This window comes from Streptomyces sp. NPDC020845 (assembly GCF_044334165.1).
Lineage (GTDB): Bacteria > Actinomycetota > Actinomycetes > Streptomycetales > Streptomycetaceae > Streptomyces.
In genome coordinates, this window is record NZ_JBIRSJ010000003.1 from 108,368 (window position 1) to 123,084 (window position 14,717).

A 14,717-nucleotide genomic window follows, 5' to 3' on the forward strand; every position below is an offset into this window, starting at 1 on the left:
TGGCCGGAGAACCTACCCTGACTGCGGGCCCGGGCGTTGCCCGTCTCAGGGGGAGGACGTTCGAGAATGAGCAGCGGCGACGGCCGGCGGACGGACGACAGACACTTCCGGGTCCCGGACCCCGAGGGCCCGGAGCGCAGTGCCCGGCTGAAAGAATCCATTGCCGCCCTTACAGCGGTGGGCGGTCTGCTGCTGGCCGACCAGGTTCCCGGACCCCTCAAAGGCAGTGCCCTGGTGGAACGGCTGGGCTGGTGGTGCCTGGCGATCGCGGCACTCCTGACGGTCGTCACACTCTGGCGGGCCTTCCGCGGACCACGGGCCCGGCCGACGGCGGACCAGCTCGACCAGGCCACGGAGCGGCTCGCGGGGGCGCTGCGCGGGCAGTACGACCGGGACGAGCGACTCTCCCGCATCCATGACCCGCTCCCCCTCCCCGTGCGGTGGGGGCCCGCCGACCCGCTGGTCACCGACCACTGGCGCAATATCCGGCGGGATCCGGCCGGCAGCGTGGACGGGCCGGACGAACCCCTGGACGTCCAAGGGCGATTCGAGGAGATCGCCGAATTCTTCGGCTCGCTCCCGGTCCAGCGGCTGGTCGTGCTCGGCGCTCCTGGCGCCGGCAAGTCGGTGCTGGTGCTGCGCCTCGCGCGGGCGCTGCTGGCCGAGCGCGACGAGGCCTCGGGGACGCCGGTGCCGGTCGTCTTCACGCTCGCCTCCTGGAATCCGCGGACCCAAGGGCTGTGGCGGTGGGCGGCGGGGCAACTGGCCTCCCAGCACCCCACGTTCGCCTCCGGAGCAGGCCGCCGGGCCGAGGCGCTCGCCCTGGAACTCATCACCTCGGGGCGGGTGCTCCCGGTACTCGACGGCTTGGACGAACTCCCCGGAGACACCCAGGCGGACGCCCTCCACGAACTGCGCGACAGCCTGGCGGGGCCCGCCCGGTTCGTGTTGACCAGCAGGAGCGGGGAGTACGCGGACGCTGTCGAAGCGGGCAACACGGTGCTTCCCTCGGCGGTCGTCGTCGAGCTCCAACCGCTGACCGCCGCCGAAGTCGCTTCCTATCTGCCCCGCACCAGTCCGAGGACCAGTCGCACAGATGAGGCGGCCACCAAGTGGGACCCCGTCCTGCGGCGGCTGGCCGACCGTGATGATCAGTCCCGCGAGGTGCGGGTGGTGCGGGCCGTACTCAGCACGCCGCTCATGGTCGGACTGGCCCGCGCCGCCTACAGCAACACCGCTGCCGATCCGGGTGAGCTGCTGGCGGCAGGCCGCTTCACCACCCGCGTCGCCGTCGAGCGGCACTTGTTCGACACCTTTATGACCGCCGCCTACGGCGGAGCGCTGGACGACCGCGCCAACACCGGCGCGCGGGACGCCCGCGACGCTCGCCGTTGGACCGGCTTCCTGGCCCGGTATCTGCGGCTGGCGGGGGAACAGGACCTTGCATGGTGGCGGCTGGACGAGGCAGTGCCCCGGCCGGTCCGTGCGCTGGGCACCGTGCCGGCGCTGGCGGCAGCGGTGCTCGCCGTACGGGAGGCCGGGTTCGGGCCGCAGTGGTGGAACCGCTGGGTCGGCCTGCCGGGCTGGGCCGCCTTCGCCCTAGTCCTGTCGGCCGTGCTGATCGGCGAGTGGGCGCTGGTATCGCCCGGCGAGCTGCCGGCTCCACGTCGGTCGCGTCGGCCTTCTCGGGAGGCGGTGCGTGAGGGCGCCTGGCCGTGGCAGACGTGGGCGAAGGCCGTTGCCTGGTTGGCCCTCCTGGTGGCGGGCTGGACGGCGGTGGCGCTGGCCGGCAACGGGTTCTGGCTGCTGTGGCTGTTCACTGCCGCGCTGGCCGCGCTGGCGGTCGGACGCTTCTTCAACTTCCTTCGTGTTCGGGCTGATCCGGCCGAAGCGGCCGAGCCCGCCGTGCTGCTGCGCAACGACCGGCGAGCCGTCCTCGCCTTTGGGATCGCCGACCCCCTCAGACAGGAGGACGGCTCGCTGTTCATGCACCGCATGGCATTGCTCGTGCCGCTGATGGGACTGGCGATGTGGACGATCAACGGCGGCCGGGATGTGGTCGGCCTCGGCACCTGGGTCCGTACCTGCGCGGCGGTGGCGCTGGCGTCCGCACTGTACGGCGTGGCGGTGTCCGCCTGGGGACGCTACTCCGTGGCCCGCGTCTGGCTGGCCGCCACGGGCAGGCTGCCATGGCGGCTGACGGCGTTCCTGAGCGATGCCCACCGGCGCGGGGTGCTGCGGCAGGTCGGCGGCCTCTACCGGTTCCGCCACATCGAGCTGCGCAACCGGCTGGCAGAGGATGCCATCCATCCGTCGGCGCCTCCCGGCGACATCAGGACTCCCGCCCGCTGGGCCGCCGCCGTGCTCTATGTGCTCGCCGTACTGGCCCAGTGCGCGGTGGGCCTCCCCCTCGGCACTGGGAAGCCGCTCCCTGGCCCGTACCGCTCGCTGCCGTCGGCGTGCTCGCTGCTCCAGGGGCAGCTGAAGGAGGTGATGGTCGACCCACTGGTGCTGGAAGTCGGCCACAACGGATGCCAGGCCGGTGAGCAGTCGCCGTTCGGGAGGGAGGTGAAGGTCAGCCTCACGGCGACGGTGCACGCGGCCGCGGGCGGCTATTCCCGCCAAGAGGCCGCCAACCAACTACGCCGTTACGTGTACGGCAACCCGAGAGAGCTGTCCGGCCTGGGCGACGAGGCCGTCCAGGGAGATATGACCATGTCCATTCCGCACATGGAGGGCCAGCAGACGCAGGTGTGGATCGGCGCGCGGGTGGCCAACGCCGTCCTGAAGCTCCAGTACGCGGAGGAGTTTGCGCCCAAGGAGCGGGCCTGGGAAGTGGCGCAGATCCTGCTGCGAGCGGTGCTGCGCGAGGCGGGTCTGGAAAAGGGGCCCGGAGCGGACACGCGGAAGAAGAACGCCTCGCCCGCCAGCACCCGCCGTCTCTCCGAGGTGCCGCGGGCCGGGCTCCCGCGCGACACCAGATTCGCGTACTACCGGCGTGAGCGGACGCAGCCTCTTACCGGCGCCACCTGGACGAAGAACGAGAGGTCGCACCTCTGGCGGCTCTCGTCGATGCCCTTTGTCTTCCGGGCGCCCAAGTACCTGTCCTGCAAGGACGACTGGGCGGACAGGGAGAGGACGGGCAAGGGGACGTGCACAGAGAGCCTGCCGTCCGGCGTGCCGGCCCTCCGGCTGCGCCTGGACCTCGCCGTTCGTGACTGTGGGCGTTCATGCGACAAGAGGGAGATCGCGGATTTCACCGGGAAGATGCCCGGCTACCGGTCCCTCCCGTGGAAGCGGGTCAACAGGTCGATGCTGTACGCGGAAGGAAAGGAGGCCAAAGAGGAGCGCTACCACATGCAGGTGTTCCGCAGCGCGGTCGGCCGTGATCGTGTCTATCTGATCTGGGCCCGCGCGCAGGTCTCACAGCGGCATGCGGAGGTTGCGCAGAAGATCGTCAACGACATCGTCGCTCAGACCGGCGGCCGCTCGTAGCCGTCGACGGCTCACAACGGACTGCGTTGACGAAACATACAGGGGAGTGCATACTTATGCTAGCTAGTGCATGAAACTGAAGGAGAACCCCGTGACCGAGCGCGTCGTACTCGCCTATTCGGGCGGCCTTGACACCTCCGTCGCCATCGGCTGGATCGCCGAGGAGACGGGCGCCGAGGTCATCGCCGTCGCCGTGGACGTCGGCCAGGGCGGCGAGGACCTGGATGTCATCCGCAAGCGCGCGCTCGCCTGCGGGGCGGTCGAGGCGGAGGTCGCGGACGCCAAGGACGAGTTCGCCGACGAGTACTGCCTCCCGGCGATCAAGGCCAACGCGCTGTACATGGACCGCTATCCGCTGGTCTCGGCGCTCTCCCGGCCCACGATCGTCAAGCACCTGGTCGCCGCCGCGAAGAAGCACGGTGCGACGACGGTCGCCCACGGCTGCACCGGCAAGGGCAACGACCAGGTCCGCTTCGAGGCCGGAATCTCCTCGCTGGCCCCCGGGCTGAAGTGCATCGCCCCGGTCCGGGACTACGCGATGACGCGGGACAAGGCCATCGCCTTCTGCGAGGCGAAGAAGCTGCCGATCGCGACCACCAAGAAGTCCCCGTACTCCATCGACCAGAACGTCTTCGGGCGGGCCGTGGAGACCGGCTTCCTGGAGGACATCTGGAACGCGCCGATCGAGGACGTGTACGAGTACACCTCGAACCCGGCCACCCCGCGCGAGGCCGACGAGGTGATCATCACCTTCGACAAGGGCGTCCCGGTCGCCATCGACGGCCGGCCGGTCACCGTCCTCCAGGCCATCCAGCAGCTCAACGAGCGGGCCGGGGCCCAGGGCGTCGGGCGGATCGACATGGTCGAGGACCGGCTCGTCGGCATCAAGTCGCGGGAGGTCTACGAGGCCCCCGGCGCCATCGCGCTGATCACCGCCCACCAGGAGCTGGAGAACGTCACCGTCGAGCGCGAACTGGCCCGCTACAAGCGCCAGGTCGAGCAGCGGTGGAGCGAGCTCGTCTACGACGGGCTGTGGTTCTCCCCGCTCAAGCGGGCCCTCGACGGCTTCATCGCCGAGGCCAACGAGCATGTCTCCGGTGACATCCGGATGACCCTGCACGGCGGCCGCGCGGTGGTCACCGGCCGCAGGTCCGACCAGTCGCTGTACGACTTCAACCTGGCGACCTACGACACCGGCGACACCTTCGACCAGTCGCTGTCCAAGGGCTTCATCGAGATCTTCGGCCTGTCCAGCAAGATCGCGGCCGGGCGGGATCTCGAGCAGAGCTGATCTGAGCTGAGTAGGGCTGAGCTCGGCAGCCAGTAGCCTGCATGTCATAGCCGCCTCCTCGCCCCCGGCAGGGAGGCGGCCGCACATCCACACCCCTCAAGGAGCAACGCGTGAGCAACGGCAACAACGGTGATGTACGCCTGTGGGGCGGGCGCTTTGCCGACGGGCCGTCCGAGGCACTGGAGAAGCTGAGCGCTTCCGTGCACTTCGACTGGCGCCTGGCGCCGTACGACATCGCCGGCTCCCGCGCCCACGCCCGCGTCCTGCACGGGGCGGGGCTGCTCACCGAGGACGAGCTGGAGCGGATGCTGGCCGGGCTCGATCTGCTGGAGGCCGACGTCGCCTCCGGCGAGTTCACCGGCACCATCGCCGACGAGGACGTGCACAGCGCGCTCGAACGCGGCCTGCTGGAGCGGATCGGCCCCGACCTCGGTGGCAAGCTGCGGGCCGGGCGGTCCCGCAACGACCAGGTCGCCACGCTCTTCCGGATGTATCTGCGCGACCACGCCCGGATCATCGGCGGCCTGATCGCCGATCTGCAGGGCGCGCTGGTCGGTCTCGCCGAGGCCCACCCGGACGTCGCCATGCCCGGCCGCACTCACCTCCAGCACGCCCAGCCGATCCTCTTCGCCCACCACGTCCTGGCCCATGTCCAGGCGCTGTCCCGGGACGCGGAGCGGCTGCGGCAGTGGGACGTGCGCACCGCCGTCTCGCCGTACGGAGCGGGCGCCCTGGCCGGCTCCTCGCTGGGCCTGGACCCGCAGGCGGTCGCCGCCGACCTGGGCTTCGAGGGCGGCTCCTCGGCCAACTCCATCGACGGCACGGCCTCCCGCGACTTCGTCGCCGAGTTCGTCTTCATCACCGCGATGATCGGCATCGACATCTCGCGGATCGCGGAGGAGATCATCATCTGGAACACGAAGGAGTTCTCCTTCGTCACCCTCCACGACGCCTTCTCCACCGGCTCGTCGATCATGCCGCAGAAGAAGAACCCGGACATCGCCGAGCTCGCCCGCGGCAAGTCCGGCCGCCTGATCGGCAACCTCACCGGCCTGCTCGCCACCCTCAAGGCCCTGCCCCTCGCGTACAACCGCGACCTCCAGGAGGACAAGGAGCCGGTCTTCGACTCCTGCGACCAGCTGGAGGTCCTGCTCCCCGCCTTCACCGGCATGATGGCGACCCTCACCGTCAACCGCGAGCGCATGGAGGAGCTGGCCCCCGCCGGGTTCTCGCTCGCCACCGACATCGCCGAATGGCTGGTCAAGCAGGGCGTCCCGTTCCGCGTGGCACACGAGACGGCGGGGGAGTGCGTCAAGGAGTGCGAGCGGACCGGCATCGAGCTCGACCAGCTCACCGACGAGCAGTTCGCCAAGATCTCCCCGCACCTGACGCCGGAGGTCCGCACCGTCCTCAACGTCCCGGGCGCCCTCGCCTCCCGCAACGGGCGGGGTGGCACGGCCCCCTCGGCGGTGGCCGCGCAGCTCGTCGAGGTGAAGGCGGACCTGGCGGCGCAGCGGGAGTGGGCGGACGCCAAGCGCTGACGCCCGGCACAACCGGCCTGACGGCCACCGGGCCACCCCCGGCTACCCGGCTACCCGATACAAGGAGGCAGACAGACCATGGCGTTCGCGCGCCTCGCGGAAGTCACCACCCCCACGGCCCGGATCGGCCTCGGCCTGGCCGCCGTGGGCCGTCCCGGCTACATCAACCTCGGCCGGGAGCGGGACCTCCCGGCCGAGCGCACCGTCGAGGCGATGCGCGAGCGCACGTACGAGGTGCTGGACGCCGCGTACGCGCGCGGCGTGCGCTATCTGGACGCCGCGCGCTCGTACGGGCGGGCCGAGGAGTTCCTGGCCGGCTGGCTGGACCGGCGCCCCGAGGTGCGGGACGTGGTCGTCGGCAGCAAGTGGGGCTACACCTACGTCGCCGACTGGCGTACGGACGTCAAGACGCACGAGGTCAAGGACCACGGCATCGCGACGTACGACCGGCAGAGCGCGGAGAGCCGCGCCCTGCTCGGCGACCGGCTCGACCTGTACCAGGTGCACTCCGTCACCCTCGGCAGCCCCGCTCTCACCGACCCCGAACTGCACGCCCGGCTGGCCCGGCTCGCGGCCGAGGGGGTCACGGTCGGGCTGTCGACCAGCGGCCCCGCCCAGGCGGACGCGATCCGCGCCGCGCTGGAGGTCACGGTGGACGGGGAACCGCTGTTCCGTACGGTCCAGTCCACGTACAACCTGCTCGACCCCTCGGCGGGCGCGGCCCTGGCCGAGGCGCATGAGGCGGGCCGGGCGGTGATCATCAAGGAAGCCGTCGCCAACGGCCGCCTCGCGGCCCCGGACCAACTCCCGGAGGCGCTGCGCCACATCGCCCAGGAGACGGGCGCAGGCCCCGACGCGGTCGCCCTCGCGGCGGTCCTGCACCAGCCGTGGGTGAGCGTCGTCCTCTCGGGTGCGGCGACCACCGCCCAACTGGACTCCAACCTGGCGGCGGCGCAGCTGACGCTGGACGAGGCGCAGCGGGAGACTCTGGCGACCCTGGCCGAAACCCCGGAGGACTACTGGCACCACCGCGCACAACTGCCCTGGGCCTGAGGAGCTTCCCTCCCCTTTCCCTTGCGGCTCCCCCGCGAGGGAAGGGCGAGCCCCGCCCCCGCCAGGGCTCGCGCCGCGCCGCAGCGTGGCAGCCGCCGTAGCCCCTACCGCCCCGTCAGGAACTCCCGCACCGCCCCCGCGTACGCCTCCGGCGCGTCGTCGTGGATCCAGTGGCCGCACCCCGCGAACTTCCTTAGCGCCGTGCCCGCTCGACGGGCAGTCATCTCGTGGGCGTGGGCGTGGGCGGCCGGGAGCATGGGGCTGTGTTCGCCGCGGAGCAGCAGCGCGGGGCAGTCGGAGCCGAGCCAGTGAGCCCAGAAGTCGCCGCACATGGCCCGCTGCGACTCCATCAGCTCGCGCGGCGAGAACAGCAGCCGCCAGCCGCCGCCCCCGGGATCCGGTTCCGCGCTGTCCAGGAAGTACGTGGCGTCGGGGATCCCGTGCGACTCGATCTCGCGGCGCAGCGCCTCCCGGTCCGCGGCGCGCGTGGGCCAGTCGGAGACGTCGAGGACGGGGTGGTCGACCACCGGGCGGTCGGTTACGGCGCCGATGTCCTCGATGACGAGCGCGCTCACCAACTCCGGGTGGCGGGCGGCGAGGGCGTACGCGATCACCCCGCCCGTGGAGTGGGCGACGACCGGGACCGGGCCCAGGCGCAGGGCGCGCAGCAGGGCGGCGGCGTCGGCCACGTACTCGTCGAGGGAGAACGGCCCGCCGCCCCCGGTCAGCCCGTGCCCCCGCAGATCGGGGGCGATCACCCGGTGGCCGGGGGTGAGGGCCGCGGCCAGCGGCGCGTACAGCCGGCCGCGGCCGAAGTGGCCGTGGAGGGCGAGCACCGGGGCGCCCGGTCCGCCGAAGTCCAGACAGGCGACGCGGCGCCCGCGCAGGGGGAGGAAGCCGGGAACGGGAGTGATCATCCGCCGCACGCTAGCGCCGCGCCGACCGGGGCGACCACCGGATTTCGCGGGCGGGGCCCGTACGCCACACGCGGCTGGCGAGAGCGTACGGGGGCGGAGACGATGGGGCTGACCAGGACATAACCCCTGCCGTCAGGCGAGGTCCCGAATGCCCGTACCCATACGCACCGCCTCGGCCGCGAGCACCGCGGAGCCCGGCACCAAGAATCGCGCGAGCGCCCTGCACAAGGTCCGGTACGCCGTACGACATCCCCAACGGGTGCCACGCTATATGCGGCGGCTCGCCCGGGATCTGCGGCTGCGCGTCTCCACCCGCGATCACATCGCCTACTACCGGGCGGTGATGCGGGACGACACCGCCCGGAACCCCGAGGCGGCGGTGGGCAGCGCTTCGCATGAGCGGTGGCTCGCCCTGGGGGAGATGCAGTACGACTATCTCCTGCGGCACGGCCTGCGGCCCGACGACCGGCTGCTGGACATCGGATGCGGCAATCTGCGTGCCGGGTGGCGTTTTATCGACTATCTCGACGCGGGTCACTACCACGGTATCGACATATCGCCGGACATTCTCCTCGCGGCCCAGGAGGTCGTGGCGGGCCGTGGCCTCCAGGCCAAGCTGCCCGTGCTGAGCCTGGTGCGCGATCTGCGCCTGGCGGCGCTGCCCGAGGCGCACTTCACCGTGGTGCATGCGCACAGCGTCTTCTCCCACTCGCCCCGGGAGGTCATCGACGAGTGCCTGGCGCATGTCGGGCGGGTGCTCGCCCCGGGCGGATACTTCGACTTCACCTTCAACCGCACCGAGGGGTCCGAGCACCATGTGCTGCGCGAGGACTTCTACTACCGCACGGCCACTCTGGTGCGGCTCGCCGCGGGCCATGGGCTCGTCGCGCGCTTCATGGACGACTGGGAGGAACTGCCCCACCGGCAGTCGAAGATCCGCGTCACACACGGCGACGCATACAGTGACGAGGCCGCCTGAGCGATCGTCAGGCGGCCTCGTCGCGTGCGAAGAAGAACGAAGAAGGACGAGCCGTCAGGCGGCCTTCGCCTTCGTGGCGTACATGTCCACGTACTCCTGGCCGGACAGCCGCATGACCTCGCTCATGACCTCATCCGTCACCGCCCGCAGCACAAAGCGGTCGCGGTCCATGCCCTCGTAGCGCGTGAACTCCAGCGGCTCGCCGAAGCGGACCGTCACCCGGCCCGGCCGCGGCAGCCCCTTGCCGCCCGGCTGGAGCCGGTCCGTGCCGATCATCGCGAACGGCACCACGGGGGCGCCCGTCATCAGGGTGAGCCGGGCAATACCGGTGCGGCCGCGGTAGAGGCGGCCGTCGGGGGAGCGGGTGCCCTCGGGGTAGATGCCGAAGATCCGGCCCTCCTCCAGCACCCGGCGGCCGGTCATCAGCGCGGCCACGCCGCCGTGCCCGCCGTCCCGGTCCACCGGGATCATGCCGACGCCGGTGAAGAACCAGGCCATCAGCCGGCCCTTGAGGCCCTTGCCCGTGACGTACTCGTCCTTGCCGATGAAGACGACCTGACGGTCGCAGACCAGCGGCAGGATCATCGAGTCGATGAAGGTGAGATGGTTCCCCGCGAGGATGACCGGGCCGGAGCCCGGGATCCGCTCCGCCCCCTCGACCTGCGGGCGGAACATCAGGCGCATCAGCGGACCGAGCACTGCCTTCAGGAACGCAAATCGGGACAACGGGCCCTCCGGTCGGGGTCATGAGCTGAGGCGCCCGTGTGCGGGAGGTCGGTTACTCAGGGTGAGTCAACCCGATACCGCACACTTGCGCCGATGAGACGATACTCGCCGGTCAAGCCCCCGCGCACACCGGGTTCACCCACCTGATACGCACTGTTGACCCACGTTTCCCACGCGTTCTGCCCAACGTCTCCCGTAGGAAAGCCGCTCCACCCTACGATCGGGCCGTCTTTTGATCAGGTTTTGGCAGGTAACGACTCCACAGCGAGGAGTGTCATGGAGCGGGAGCAGAAGCCTGGACGTCGCGCCATCCTGGGGGCCGCGGCCCTCGGCGCGGGGGCGATGGCGCTGGGCGGGGCGGGTACGGCCACGGCGGCAGAGGCGTCCGGGGAGGCGTCCGGGAAGGGCCACGGTCTGCCGGTGCCCACCGTCATCGGGCACCGCGGGGCCAGCGGATACCGGCCCGAGCACACCTTGGGCTCGTACCAGCTCGCGCTCGACATGGGCGCCGACATCATCGAGCAGGACCTGGTCCCCACCAAGGACGGCCATCTCGTCTGCCGCCACGAGAACGACATCACGGCCACCACGGACGTCTCCGCGCATCCGGAGTTCGCCGACCGCAAGACCACAAAGACCGTCGACGGCACCGCGCTGACCGGCTGGTTCACCGAGGACTTCACGCTCGCCGAGCTGAAGACCCTGCGCGCCAAGGAACGCATCCCCGGCAACCGCCAGCGCAACACGCTCTACGACGGCCGCTGGGAGGTGCCCACCTTCGAGGAGGTGCTGCAGTGGGCCGAGCGGGAGGGCCGTAAGCGGGGCCGCCGGATCTGGCTGTACGTCGAGACCAAGCACCCCACCTACTTCCGCAAGCTGGGGCTCGGCCTGGAAGAGCCGCTGGCCAAGCTGCTGCGCAGATACGGCCGCCACAAGAAGGACGCGGCGCTGTTCCTGCAGTCCTTCGAGCCGAGCAGCATCCAGCGGCTGCGCAAGCTGGTCGACACCCCGGCGGTCGTGCTGCTGTCCACCATCAACAGCCGCCCCTGGGACTTCATCGAGGCGAACGACCCGCGCACGGTCGCGGACCTGGTCAAGCCCGAGGGCCTGAAGTGGATCGCGAGCTATGCCCAGGGCATCGGCCCCGACCTGTCCGTGATCATCCCGCGCACCGCCGACGGCAAGCTGGGCACCCCGACGAGCGTGGTCAAGGACGCGCACGCGGCCGGTCTCGTGCTGCACCCCTACACCATGCGCAACGAGAACACCTTCCTTCCCGCCGACTTCCGGCGCGGCACCGACCCCAACGCGTACGGGGACGCCTTCGGCGCCTTCAAGAAGTACTTCGAGACGGGCATCGACGGCATCTTCTCCGACAACCCGGACACCGCGCTGCTCGCGGCGGAGGACTTCCGCAAGAGCCGGTGAGCACCGGCCCGGCGCGCGGCGGTGCCCTGCCCGTACAGGGGGACACCACCGCGCGCCGCGGCGTTTCCATCCGCCTGGGCCGGTGACTCCCGTCCGCGCCGTCAACTCGCGTTCGCGTGGCCACCCCCTCGGGTGAGAGACCGGCACACCGGCAACCGGTCCCGACCCGTCCACGTCCCGCCGGGTATGGATCTTCTGGAAAAACTCCGCCCGCTGCTCGCCGCCGAGGCGGCGGCCGAGGCCTACGGCGCGGGCATCGAACCGACCGAGCTCGAACAGGCGGTGTGGCTGCGGCTGCTGGAGCGCACCCGCGCGGACGGGCCGCCGCCCCAGCCCGCGGCCTGGCTGCGCGGCGCGGTCCGGGCCGAGGTGCGCGGGGCCAGGCGGCGGGCCCGGCGGGAGGTGCCGTACGACCCGGTGGGCGACGGCCCGCCCTGCGGCCCCGACTCCCGGCCCGCCGAGCACGCCGAGTATGCCGAGCCCGCCGAGCACGCCGTGCTCCGGGCGGAGACGAGCCGTGCGCTGCGCGCGGCGGTGCGCCGGCTGCCCGGCCGCTGTCCCCTATTACTGGGCGCGCTGCTGTCCCGCGCCGACCTGACATACCGCGAGATCGCGGGGGAGTTGGGAATGTCACAGGGCAGCCTGGGCCCGGTACGTTCCCGATGTCTGGGTTGCCTGCGCAGAATGCTCACGGCGGAGATTGCGGCTCCTGAACTCTGGGGAAAGGAGCGTTAGACAATCGGCGCCTCGGAGGCGGACGTGCATCCTCACGACGGCTCCAGTCAGGCCAGCACCCCGGTCGCATCCCTACCCTCAGCGCGGCCGGCGGACCGATACAAGGGGAGGCATGCGCACATGGGCATGAGCGTGACCATCTCTGCGGCGACCGCGGACGACGCCGAGCAGATCCTCAAGTTGCAGTACTTGTGCTACCAGCGGGAAGCCGAGCTCTACGGGGACTACTCGATCGAGCCGCTGACCCAGTCCCTCGACGACCTCCGTGCCGAACTGGGCAAGGGCTGTGTGCTCGTGGCCCGGCTCGGCGCGGAGGTCGTCGGGTCGGTCCGCGGCACGGTCGACGACAAGGGCACCGCCGCCATCGGCAAGCTCATCGTGCACCCGCGGATGCAGCGGCACGGCCTGGGCGGGCGGCTGCTCGCGGCGATCGAGGAGCGGCTGACCGAGGAGCGGGACGCCAAGCGGTACCGGCTGTTCACCGGCCACCGCAGCGAGGGCAATCTGCGGCTGTACCGGCGTTACGGCTATGCGCAGGTGGGCACCGAAGAGGTCAACCGCCGGCTGAGCCTGGTCACCCTGGAGAAGGAGGCCACGCCCTCGGCGTACGCGGCCAGCGCCTGAGACAGCGTTTGAGACAGCGTTTGAGGCCCGCCGGGATCAGTCCTGGCGGGCCTTGCGCAGCCAGATGAGACCGGTGACCGGCAGGAAGATCGGGATGAAGAGATAGCCCATCCCGTAGTCCGACCACACCGTCTGGTCGGGGAAGGCGGAGGGGTCCGCGAGCGTCCAGGTGCCGATGGTCAGCACGCCCAGCAGCTCGGCGGCGCAGCAGACGAACGCCGCCTTGCGCGCCCCCTCCCCGCCGCGTACGAGCGAGACGGTGATGAACGCGTACACGACCGCCGAGACCGCGGAGAGGATGTACGCGAGCGGGGCCTCGTGGTACTGCGCGGCCAGCTGATAGATCGAGCGGGACGCGGCCGCGACGGTGAACACCCCGTACAGCAGCACCAGCAGCCGACCCGGCCCCTGGCCGAGTCCGCCCGGGCGGGCCCGACTCGACTGATTGGCCTGGTCCGGCTGCTCGGCTTCGTCGGCCGTGCTGGATTCGGGCGCTGACTCAGGCACCGGTGCCTCCCCAGATGTCGTACAGCCGTACCTCGAGTACGGCCAGCACCACAGCGGCCGCGGCCACCGTCGCCGATCCCCACCGGGTCCGCTCCGCCAGCGACATGAACGCCGCGATCGGCACGGCGAGACCCGAGCCGACCAGATACGCCACGAAGATCGCCACACTCTCGTCGGGCCGCTGCCCGCGCGCCAGCAGGACGATCCCTATGACCAGCTGGACCAGGCCCAGCAGGGTCACCACGGCCATGCCGATGAAGTGCCAGTCCTTGGTGGGCTGGTCGCGGTAGGTGGCGAATCCGCACCACGCGGCGAGTGCGAGGGCGGTCACACCGAGCGCGACCGTCAGCGCGTCGATCAACGGGACCTCCGCGCGGTGCGGCGGCGCACACAAGGGGTGGCAAGCGGGGTGGCAAGCATGGGACGAGGGTAATCGGCCGGGGAGGGCGCTGTGTTTCCGGCCCATGCGAGCGGCGCACGCGCGGCTGCCGGGCCGCAGACGACCGCGATAGCCGCACCTCTGCGCCGCGCGGGCGGAGAAGCGAACGATAAGAGGCCGCGGCCCCGTACGCTGAGGCGATATGAAGATCTCCGCTGACGCTCTGCTGTTCGACAACGACGGAACCCTGATCTCGTCCCTGGAGTCGGTCCACCGTTGTTGGAGCCGCTGGGCGCGGGAGTACGGAATCCCGGCGGAGGACTTCGAGCGGGTCGAGCTGCACGGCCGCCCCGCCTCCGACATCATCGGCGATCTGCTCCCCGCACACCGCGTACCCGAGGCCCGCGCCCGCATCGACGAGCTGGAGCTGGCGGATGTGGCGGGCGGCGGGGTGGTGGCGCTGCCCGGCACGGTCGAGCTGCTGGGGCGGCTTCCCGTGGACCGCTGGGCCGTGGTGACCTCCGCCAACTGCGAGCTGGCCGAGGCTCGTCTCGCCGCGGTCGGGATCTCCCCGGCGCTGCTGATCAGCGCGGACGACATCACGCGCGGCAAGCCGGACCCCGAGCCCTTCCTGCTGGCCGCCGACAAGCTCGGCTTCGACCCGGCCCGTTGTGTGGTGTTCGAGGACGCCCCGGCCGGGCTCGCGGCGGGCCGTGCGGCCGGGATGCGGACCGTGGCGTTGACCACAACGGCCGACCGGGGACAGCTGGTCGCCGACGTCGTCGTCAAGGACCTGTCGGCCGTGTCCGTCAAGGTCATCGAGGGCGGGCTGGAGATCACGGCGGGCGAGTGAGCCGACCTCCTACCGCTCCGCCTACCGTCCACGGACTGATCTGACAAGTCCGCTATTCGGACAAGTTTGATGGGCCCGTACATGTGTCTGCTTTACTTACGCCCATGACCACGACGAGCAGCCGCGCCACCGCGACCGAGGCGATCCAGACGCCCGGTGCTCGCTGTATGTGTCGAATGTGTGACCGCT

General features: G+C 71.0%; 13 protein-coding genes. 9 read left to right on the forward strand and 4 right to left on the reverse strand.

Going from position 1 to position 14,717, the window contains the following annotated elements; translation table 11 throughout:
• Window positions 1–66 precede the first annotated feature (66 nt).
• From ACH4U7_RS07775 to ACH4U7_RS07790, 4 genes are all read left to right on the forward strand, one after another.
• A complete protein-coding gene (locus tag ACH4U7_RS07775; RefSeq protein ID WP_398527108.1) occupies window positions 67–3,495 on the forward strand; it encodes an NACHT domain-containing protein in 3,429 nt (1,142 codons plus the stop codon).
• A gap of 91 nt (window positions 3,496–3,586) precedes the next feature.
• A complete protein-coding gene (locus ACH4U7_RS07780; protein WP_385624500.1) occupies window positions 3,587–4,786 on the forward strand; it encodes an argininosuccinate synthase in 1,200 nt (399 codons plus the stop codon).
• Between the two features lie 110 nt (window positions 4,787–4,896).
• Window positions 4,897–6,327, forward strand: a complete 1,431-nt coding sequence (argH, locus tag ACH4U7_RS07785) for an argininosuccinate lyase (RefSeq protein ID WP_398527109.1) — start codon at window positions 4,897–4,899, stop codon at window positions 6,325–6,327.
• A gap of 78 nt (window positions 6,328–6,405) precedes the next feature.
• Complete coding sequence (locus ACH4U7_RS07790; protein WP_398527110.1) at window positions 6,406–7,380, forward strand: aldo/keto reductase; 975 nt, start codon at window positions 6,406–6,408, stop codon at window positions 7,378–7,380.
• 104 nt (window positions 7,381–7,484) lie between these two features.
• Here ACH4U7_RS07790 and ACH4U7_RS07795 read toward each other — a convergent pair whose 3' ends face one another.
• The gene (locus ACH4U7_RS07795; RefSeq protein WP_398527111.1) at window positions 7,485–8,297 is read right to left on the reverse strand and encodes an alpha/beta fold hydrolase; all 813 of its coding nucleotides are present in this window, start codon (window positions 8,295–8,297) and stop codon (window positions 7,485–7,487) included.
• Between the two features lie 148 nt (window positions 8,298–8,445).
• On the opposite strand from ACH4U7_RS07795, the gene ACH4U7_RS07800 reads away from it, so the two are divergent.
• Window positions 8,446–9,276, forward strand: a complete 831-nt coding sequence (locus ACH4U7_RS07800; RefSeq protein ID WP_398527112.1) for a class I SAM-dependent DNA methyltransferase — start codon at window positions 8,446–8,448, stop codon at window positions 9,274–9,276.
• A gap of 54 nt (window positions 9,277–9,330) precedes the next feature.
• On the opposite strand, the gene ACH4U7_RS07805 is transcribed toward ACH4U7_RS07800, so the two are convergent.
• On the reverse strand, window positions 9,331–10,002 hold the full coding sequence (locus ACH4U7_RS07805) for a lysophospholipid acyltransferase family protein (protein ID WP_089510443.1): 672 nt from the start codon (window positions 10,000–10,002) through the stop codon (window positions 9,331–9,333).
• 276 nt (window positions 10,003–10,278) lie between these two features.
• Here ACH4U7_RS07805 and ACH4U7_RS07810 point away from each other — a divergent pair, with 276 nt between their 5' ends.
• The 3 genes from ACH4U7_RS07810 (at window position 10,279) to ACH4U7_RS07820 (ending at window position 12,789) form a co-directional block, all read left to right on the forward strand.
• On the forward strand, window positions 10,279–11,430 hold the full coding sequence (locus ACH4U7_RS07810; RefSeq protein WP_358703769.1) for a glycerophosphodiester phosphodiesterase: 1,152 nt from the start codon (window positions 10,279–10,281) through the stop codon (window positions 11,428–11,430).
• A gap of 186 nt (window positions 11,431–11,616) precedes the next feature.
• Window positions 11,617–12,165 (forward strand): sigma-70 family RNA polymerase sigma factor, encoded by a 549-nt coding sequence (locus tag ACH4U7_RS07815; protein ID WP_398527113.1) that lies wholly within the window; start codon window positions 11,617–11,619, stop codon window positions 12,163–12,165.
• Between the two features lie 120 nt (window positions 12,166–12,285).
• Window positions 12,286–12,789 carry a GNAT family N-acetyltransferase gene (locus tag ACH4U7_RS07820; protein WP_089510440.1) on the forward strand — a complete coding sequence of 168 codons (504 nt, stop codon included), beginning with the start codon at window positions 12,286–12,288 and terminating at the stop codon, window positions 12,787–12,789.
• 36 nt (window positions 12,790–12,825) lie between these two features.
• On the opposite strand, the gene ACH4U7_RS07825 is transcribed toward ACH4U7_RS07820, so the two are convergent.
• Entirely contained in the window at window positions 12,826–13,296 is a 471-nt protein-coding gene (locus ACH4U7_RS07825) for a hypothetical protein (RefSeq protein WP_398527114.1), read from the reverse strand.
• Window positions 13,289–13,657 (reverse strand): hypothetical protein, encoded by a 369-nt coding sequence (locus ACH4U7_RS07830; protein ID WP_089510438.1) that lies wholly within the window; start codon window positions 13,655–13,657, stop codon window positions 13,289–13,291. Before ACH4U7_RS07830 ends, ACH4U7_RS07825 begins: the two co-directional genes overlap by 8 nt.
• Before the next feature lie 220 nt (window positions 13,658–13,877).
• Here ACH4U7_RS07830 and ACH4U7_RS07835 point away from each other — a divergent pair, with 220 nt between their 5' ends.
• A complete protein-coding gene (locus ACH4U7_RS07835; RefSeq protein WP_398527115.1) occupies window positions 13,878–14,528 on the forward strand; it encodes an HAD-IA family hydrolase in 651 nt (216 codons plus the stop codon).
• Window positions 14,529–14,717: the final 189 nt, after the last annotated feature.

Excerpts from the sequence above, each read along its gene's own strand:
- ACH4U7_RS07775 (WP_398527108.1), top strand. The coding sequence starts at position 67 with ATGAGCAGCGGCGACGGCCGGCGGACGGACGACAGACACTTCCGGGTC.
- ACH4U7_RS07790 (WP_398527110.1), top strand. The coding sequence starts at position 6,406 with ATGGCGTTCGCGCGCCTCGCGGAAGTCACCACCCCCACGGCCCGGATC.
- ACH4U7_RS07795 (WP_398527111.1), bottom strand. The coding sequence starts at position 8,297 with ATGATCACTCCCGTTCCCGGCTTCCTCCCCCTGCGCGGGCGCCGCGTC.
- ACH4U7_RS07800 (WP_398527112.1), top strand. The coding sequence starts at position 8,446 with ATGCCCGTACCCATACGCACCGCCTCGGCCGCGAGCACCGCGGAGCCC.
- ACH4U7_RS07810 (WP_358703769.1), top strand. The coding sequence starts at position 10,279 with ATGGAGCGGGAGCAGAAGCCTGGACGTCGCGCCATCCTGGGGGCCGCG.
- ACH4U7_RS07815 (WP_398527113.1), top strand. The coding sequence starts at position 11,617 with ATGGATCTTCTGGAAAAACTCCGCCCGCTGCTCGCCGCCGAGGCGGCG.
- ACH4U7_RS07820 (WP_089510440.1), top strand. The coding sequence starts at position 12,286 with ATGGGCATGAGCGTGACCATCTCTGCGGCGACCGCGGACGACGCCGAG.
- ACH4U7_RS07835 (WP_398527115.1), top strand. The coding sequence starts at position 13,878 with ATGAAGATCTCCGCTGACGCTCTGCTGTTCGACAACGACGGAACCCTG.